This is a genomic window from Synergistales bacterium, assembly GCA_021736445.1.
In the GTDB taxonomy this organism is placed as follows: domain Bacteria; phylum Synergistota; class Synergistia; order Synergistales; family Aminiphilaceae; genus JAIPGA01.
Genome location: JAIPGA010000106.1, coordinates 1 through 6631, shown reverse-complemented (window position 1 = coordinate 6631; position 6631 = coordinate 1). Strand labels below are relative to the sequence as shown.

Genomic DNA, 6631 nt, shown 5'->3' with positions numbered 1-6631 from the left:
GCCCCATCATGACGGTGGAGCAGCTGGAGATCTTCGCCCTCCAGCGGGCCGCCACGGCCCGGGAGGCGGTGCGCCTCATCGGCGGACTGGCCGAACGCTACGGCTTTCTGCCCTCCTGCAGCAACCAGGGGGAGAGCCTGGTCATCACGGACCCCGGGGAGGTCTGGGTGCTGGAGCTTTTCAGCGTCGGCATGGGGTGGACCCGCAGCAGCGGGCGTCCCGGCGCGATCTGGGCCGCCAGGCGGGTGCCCGACGACGAGGTGGTGGTGGTCACCAACTCCAGCCGGATCCAGGAGGTGGACCCGGCGGACCCCCGCTGCATGGCCTCGCCGAACTACCGGAGTGTGGCCGTCCGCGAGGGCTGGTACGACCCCGACTCGGGGGAGCCCTTCAACTGGCAGCGCGCCTATTCGCCCGCCACGGGCTACTGGTCGCTGGCCTCCATGTGGCAGCGGGAGCGCCTCCACTACATCCACAGGACCCTCGCCCCCTCCGGGGAGTGGGACCCCTACGCCGGGACCGCCAGCTATCCCTTCTCCCTCAGGCCCGAGCGGCCCGTCTCGGTGCGGGACATCATGGCGATCCTCCGCTCCCATCTGGAGGGGACCCCCTTCGACATGGGGGAAAACGACGCCTGGATCGTACGGGACGTCAACGGCAACGCCGTGAAGAGCGATCTGGCCACCCCCTTCCCGGGGCGGGCCATGCGCAGGCTGCTCAACATCCCCTACCACCGGCCGGTGGCCGCCAAGAGCTCCTACACCTTCGTGGCCCAGTCCCGCTCCGGGCTGCCCGACGCCATCGGCGGCGTGCTCTGGTTCGCCCCCGGGCGGCCCCACATCAGCTGCTACGTGCCCATCTACGCCGGCGTCCGCTCCATCCCCGAGAGCTGGCGGAACTACGACCCCGATCTCTTCGATCCCGACTCCGCCCACTGGATGATCACCCTGGCCGACGACCTGGTGAACAGACGCTACCAGCCGGCGATCCGGGACCTCCGCCGCACCAGGGCGCCCCTGGAGAAGGCCTTCTTCGAGCGCCGGAGGGAGGTGGAGCGGAAGGCCCTGGAGGCCTTCCGGAGGGACCCCCGGGCCGCCCGGGACTACCTCACCGACTATAGCGGAGGCTGCATGAAACGGGTGGAGGAGGCCTACCGGAAGCTCTGCTACCGGCTGATCCCCACCTACACCGGCAACCGGTGCTGGTAGGATGACCCGTCGGTCCGCCCGGCTGATCCTCGGGGCGCTCCTGCCGGTGCTCCTCGTTGCGGGCGTCGCCCGGGCCTCCCTGCCGGGCGGGCGGGTGCGCGCCTTCGGGAGCCCCTCCTTTCCCCCCTATACCTTCGTCACCGAACGGGGTGCGCCGGGCGGCTTCCTGGTGGAGCTCCTCCAGGCCGCCCTGCCCGCCGACGCCCTGACGGTGGAGCTCGGCGACTGGCAGCAGGTGTCGGAGCGGCGGCACAGGGCGGAGATCGACCTCCTCCTGGGGCCCTCCTTTTCCCGGGCCTCGGCGACCATGCTGGAGTACGGCGAGTTCCTGGTGGACACCTCGAAGCCGGGGTTTTCCGTAGAGGGGTTTCTGTCCAGCTTCACCCGGTCCACATCGGGGAAGGACCTGCAGCGGTACTGCTTCTTTCTTCCCGTGGTGGAAACGCGGTTCGCCTTCTTCACCCGCAAGGGCCTGCCCAGGGATCGGACGCTGAAAGAAACCCTGCGGCGCACCGTGGTGGTCCGCCGGAACAGCGAGGGCCACTTCTACCTCCGGGAGCGGGGGCTGGCCGGCGACGTGCTGCTCACCGACAGCGGGGCCGAGGCGCTCTACATGCTCCGTTCCGGCGAGGCCGACTACACCCTGATGGGCATCAGCCAGGGCCGCTACCTGGCGGGGCTTCTGAACCTCCCCGATATCGTCCCCGCCGAGGAGCCGCTCTTTGCCAGGCAGCAGGGGATGGTGGTGCTCCACGGCAAGGTGCCCCTCACCGCCGAACTGCTGGAGCGGCTGCGGGCCTTCCGGGAGCGCGGCGGTCTCCGGCGGCTCTCGGCCAAGTGGCTGCCCGGCCGCAGCGCGGGGCTTCTGGATTCGCCCCTTGTGCGGCGCGCGCTGATGGGGATCGCCGCGGTCGGTGCGGTGCTCCTGCTGTGGTTCGTCTCCCTGAAAAAGCGGGTGGACGTGATCGTCCGCCAGCGGGAGCGGATCATGGACTTCACCAAGGACGGCATCGTGGCCATCGACAGACGGGGGCGGATCTCGCTGCTCAACCGGACCGCCGCGGAGCTCGCCGGGCTCTCGGGCGACGAAAAAGGGCGGCATATCGATGGGTGCATCCCCCAGCTGGGCCTTTCGGGAGTGCTGGAATCGGGCGAGCGGATCAGCGACTGCGAGCAGAACCTCAACGGGCGGCTGGTGGTCACCAACATGGCGCCGGTGCGGATCAAGGAGGAGATCATCGGGGCCATCGCCACCTTCCGGGACACCACGGAGATCCGGGCCATGGCCCGGGAGATCACCGGCGTCAGGATGTACGTGGAGTCCCTGCGGGTGCAGAACCACGAGTTTCTCAACAAGCTGCAGGCCATCGCCGGCCTGATCCAGATGGGCCGGGCCGACAAGGCCGTGGCCTTCATCTCCGCCGAGCAGCAGGAGTGGCAGTCCACCACCTCCTTTGTCTCCGAACACATTGAGAACTTCGTGGTGGGCGGCATCCTGGTGGGCAAGATCGGCAAGTGCCGCGAGCTGGGCATCGCCTTCCGCATCGATCCCGACAGCTCCTGCGGCGAAAAGACCGCGGTGGGCGACCAGACGCTGGTGATGGTCATCGGCAACCTGCTGGAGAACGCCATCGAGGCCCTTCGGGAACAACGGGAGCGGGAGCCGGCCATCGATTTCGCCATCTTCGACGAGTCCAACCGGATCATGATCAGCGTGGCCGACAACGGCCCGGGCATCCCCGGGGAGCTGCTGGAGCGGGTCTTCGAGAAGGGCTTTTCCACCAAGCAGTGCGGGCGGGCCTGCGGCTACGGCCTCTACAGCGTGCGCACCATGGTGGAGGCCCTGGAGGGGGACATCGCCGTGGACTCCGTCCCCGGGGCATATACGGAGTTTCTTGTAACCCTGCCCAATGGAGGTGCCTGAACATGGAGGAAATCAGGGTCCTGACCGTGGAGGACGATCCCATGGTCGCCGAGATCCACCGGAACTTCATCTCCGCCCTGGAGGGATTCCGGATCGTCGGTGTCGTCGACGACGGCCGGAAGGCCATCGAGTTCATCAGGACCGGCGAGGTCCGGCTGGTGCTGCTGGACATCTACCTGCCCGGCATGGACGGCGTGGAGACGCTGAAGGAGATCCGGAGCCAGGGGGGCAACGTGGATGTCATCGTGGTCTCCGCTGCCCGGAGCACCGCGGTGGTCAACACGGCGCTGCAGGCCGGAGCCTTCGACTACATCGTCAAGCCCTTCGTCTTCGAACGGGTCAAGGCCTCGCTGGAGTCCTTCCGCCAGGTGGTGGACACCCTGCGCAACGGCCCCGAGGAGATCGACCAGCAGCGGATCGACCGGCTCCTCAGCGACCGGAGCGCCAAACGGGTGGTCAGCAGCCTCCCCAAGGGGCTCAACCCCAGGATGGTGGAGCGGGTGGAGGGCGTCCTGAACGAGAGCGACAGCCCCCTCTCCTCGGAGGAGATGGCCGAGCTGCTGGATGTCTCCCGGATCACCGCGCGGCGCTATCTGGAGTTCATGGTGGCCTCCGGACGGGCCGTGATGGAGCGGGTCTACCAGCACGTGGGCCGTCCGGTGAACAAGTATTCCATGATACGGTAGTACATTTTTCGTACAGTTTCGTTCACGAACACGCTGCGCCGCCCCCTGCAGCGGGAGGGCTCCTGCGGGTCCTCCCCGGCCGCCCTTGACCAGAAGTGAACAGATCCACACACTTCCCGACGAAAACATGGTGATCCTGTGGTTCCCTGCTATAGTTTGCGCGTCGGAGCTCAGGTTCCGGCCATTCTGAACCAAGGGGGAACGGATTCATGCGAACAGCAAGAGTTGGGAAGGTGCTGCTCCTCGTCTGCGCACTGGTGCTGGCGGCCACGGCGGCCTACGCCTGCACGCCGCTGGCGGCGGGGAAGGACGCCACGGTGGACGGCTCCACCATGACGAGCCATACCTGTGACGGCTGGTACGACAACCGGATCCAGATCATCCCGGGACAGACCTTCGAAGAGGGCGCCATGGCGCCGGTCTACCAGGAGGTCTGCCACGGAACGCGGCCCGCGAGCCCGCTCCAGAAGGTGCTGGAGATCCCGCAGGTGGAGAAGACCTACACCTACTTCCACATCGGCTATCCCTTCATGAACGAGCACCAGCTCATGATCGGCGAGTCCACCTGGTCCGGCAGGGCGGAGAACCGCAACAGCAAGGGCGCCTTCTGGATCGAGACCCTGGAGATCTTCGGCCTCCAGCGCGCCAAGACCGCCCGCGAGGCCATCAAGGTGATGGGCGGGCTGGCCGAGCAGTACGGCTACAGCGACGGCGGCGAGGCCCTGATCATCTCCGACGGCGACGAGGTCTGGGACTTCGAGATCTGCGGCCCCGGTCCGCTCTGGACACCCGAGAGCGGCGAGCCCGGCGCCATCTGGGTGGCCCGGCGGATCCCCGACGACCACGTATTCGTGATCGCCAACCGCTCCAGGATCGGCGTGGTGGACTTCGACGACAGCGAGAACTTCATGCACTCCCCCAACCTCCGCAGCTTCGCCAGGGAGATGGGCTGGTGGGAGGAAGGCGAGGAGTTCAACTTCACGGCCATCTACAACCCCGATCCCTACGGCTCCGACACCTACCAGAGCCGCCGCGAGTGGAGGGCCCTGGACCTGCTCGCCCCCTCGAAGAACTTCAAGCCCATCACCCAGGACGAGTACTATCCCTTCTCCGTGAAGCCCGACGAGAAGGTCTCCGTCCAGGACTTCATGGCCATCTTCCGGGACCACCTGGAAGGCACCGAGTACGACCTCACCAAGGGCCTGGCTGCCGGCCCCTTCGGCAACCCCAACCGCTGGCCCACGCCCAAGTCCGTGCGGCCCGAGGGGAAGAAGGATCAGGACTGGGAACGGGCGCTCTCCATGTTCCGCTGCTCCTACAGCTTCGTGGCCCAGAGCCGCAGCTGGATGCCCGACGCCATCGGCGGCGTGCTCTGGTTCGGCGAGGACGCCCCGGACACCACCTGCTACGTGCCCATCTACGCCGGCGTCACCGAGGTCCCCGAATCCTGGGCCGAGGGTGAGCGCCACGTCTTCGACCGCGACCACGCCTGGTGGGCCTTCAACTTCGTCAACAACTGGGCCAGCCTCAAGTGGTCCTACATGATCAAGGACATCAACGCCCTGCAGGAACGCATCGAGGGGCTCTTCTTCGAGCAGCAGCCTGCGGTGGAGGAGAAGGCCCTGGCGCTCTACAGGAAGGATCCCGCCAAGGCGGTCTCCTACCTGACGGACTACACCTACACCAACATGCTGGCCGTGGAGAACGCCTGGTGGAAGCTCGGCGAGTACCTGGTGGGCAAATACCAGGACGGCTACGTGATGACCCCCGAGGGCAAGCAGACCCAGGTCGGCTACCCCACGGAGTGGCTCGAGAAGGTCGGGTTCGGCGAGTCCAGGTAGCCCCATCGCCGGAAGAGGAAGCGTGACAAACCGGGGGGACCCTGCGGGGTTCCCCCGTAACAGGGAAAGGGGCTCTACTGGAGCGCACATTCGGGAGGTGCTTCTATGAAACGGAATATCTGGATTGCGGTACTCATCGGCACAATGATGCTATCGGCGGCGGGCGCGGCCTCGGCCGTACCCGTCCAGGCGGTGGAGGGCCCCCTGATCGTCACCACCTGCGGGCAGAGCCCCGGCGCCGTGATGGTCAAGATGTCCTGCATGCAGGCCGGCTACGCCGCCGACCACAACAACCAGCTGACGGCGGCGGATCTCGAAGGGAGCGACTACAGGACCCTCATCGTCACCACCGGCACCAGCATGAAGGGCATGGGCGCGGCAGGCACCGACGTGGACGCCGAGATCGCCCGCTGCCAGACGCTCATCGAGGCGGCCCGCGGTCAGGGCCTGCTTGTCGTCGGGGCCCACGTGGAAGGCATGGCGCGGCGCACCGACCAGGCCGACAGGGCCTCCATCGACGAGATCATCCCCCGGTCGGACCTGATTCTGGTGATCGAGGAGAGCAACGGCGACGGCTACTTCACCGAGATCGCCGAGCGAAACGACCTGCCCCTCCTGACCGCCGAGGACGCCCTGGGCATCGGGAAGGCGCTGGCCGCCACGAAGGAGTAGACCGCCCGGCGGCCGCAGCCTGCGGCCGTGACGGAATCCATCGGAAAGGGCTTGTTTCCATGACAATGTATCATCACGCAGGGCTGGTGCTGGTGGTCGTCGCCGTGGTCTTCGGGATCGCCAAGCGGATGAAGGTGAGCACCGAGCTCTCCATGTTCCTGGCCACCCTGGCGGCGGCGCTGTCGCACCCCCTGATCCCCATGGGTGAGGACCCGCGAGCGCCCATCGCCTTCGTCGAACTGCTCCGGCATATCGTCGAGGGGTCCTTCACCTACCTCGATATGTGCCTGATCTTACTCT

At 67.0% G+C, this 6631-nt stretch carries 6 protein-coding genes; all 6 read left to right on the top strand.

What is annotated here, in order from left to right; all coding sequences use genetic code 11:
- Positions 1-1208, top strand: a 1208-nt coding sequence (locus K9L28_11280) for a C69 family dipeptidase (protein ID MCF7936912.1), incomplete at its 5' end; no start/stop codon positions are given.
- 1 nt (position 1209) lies between these two features.
- On the top strand, positions 1210-3132 hold the full coding sequence (locus tag K9L28_11275) for a transporter substrate-binding domain-containing protein (GenBank protein MCF7936911.1): 1923 nt from the start codon (positions 1210-1212) through the stop codon (positions 3130-3132).
- Between the two features lie 2 nt (positions 3133-3134).
- Positions 3135-3818 carry a response regulator gene (locus tag K9L28_11270; GenBank protein MCF7936910.1) on the top strand — a complete coding sequence of 228 codons (684 nt, stop codon included), beginning with the start codon at positions 3135-3137 and terminating at the stop codon, positions 3816-3818.
- Positions 3819-4027: 209 nt separating this feature from the next.
- Positions 4028-5659: a C69 family dipeptidase gene (locus K9L28_11265; protein ID MCF7936909.1), complete on the top strand. Its 1632-nt coding sequence runs from the start codon at positions 4028-4030 to the stop codon at positions 5657-5659.
- Between the two features lie 105 nt (positions 5660-5764).
- Positions 5765-6331 (top strand): DUF6305 family protein, encoded by a 567-nt coding sequence (locus K9L28_11260; GenBank protein ID MCF7936908.1) that lies wholly within the window; start codon positions 5765-5767, stop codon positions 6329-6331.
- Positions 6332-6396: 65 nt separating this feature from the next.
- A partial coding sequence (locus tag K9L28_11255) for a C4-dicarboxylate ABC transporter (protein MCF7936907.1) occupies positions 6397-6631 on the top strand: 235 nt, incomplete at its 3' end.

What these genes read in the sequence shown, in the direction of transcription:
- K9L28_11275 (MCF7936911.1), top strand. Translation starts at nt 1,210, where the DNA reads ATGACCCGTCGGTCCGCCCGGCTGATCCTCGGGGCGCTCCTGCCGGTG.
- K9L28_11270 (MCF7936910.1), top strand. Translation starts at nt 3,135, where the DNA reads ATGGAGGAAATCAGGGTCCTGACCGTGGAGGACGATCCCATGGTCGCC.
- K9L28_11265 (MCF7936909.1), top strand. Translation starts at nt 4,028, where the DNA reads ATGCGAACAGCAAGAGTTGGGAAGGTGCTGCTCCTCGTCTGCGCACTG.
- K9L28_11260 (MCF7936908.1), top strand. Translation starts at nt 5,765, where the DNA reads ATGAAACGGAATATCTGGATTGCGGTACTCATCGGCACAATGATGCTA.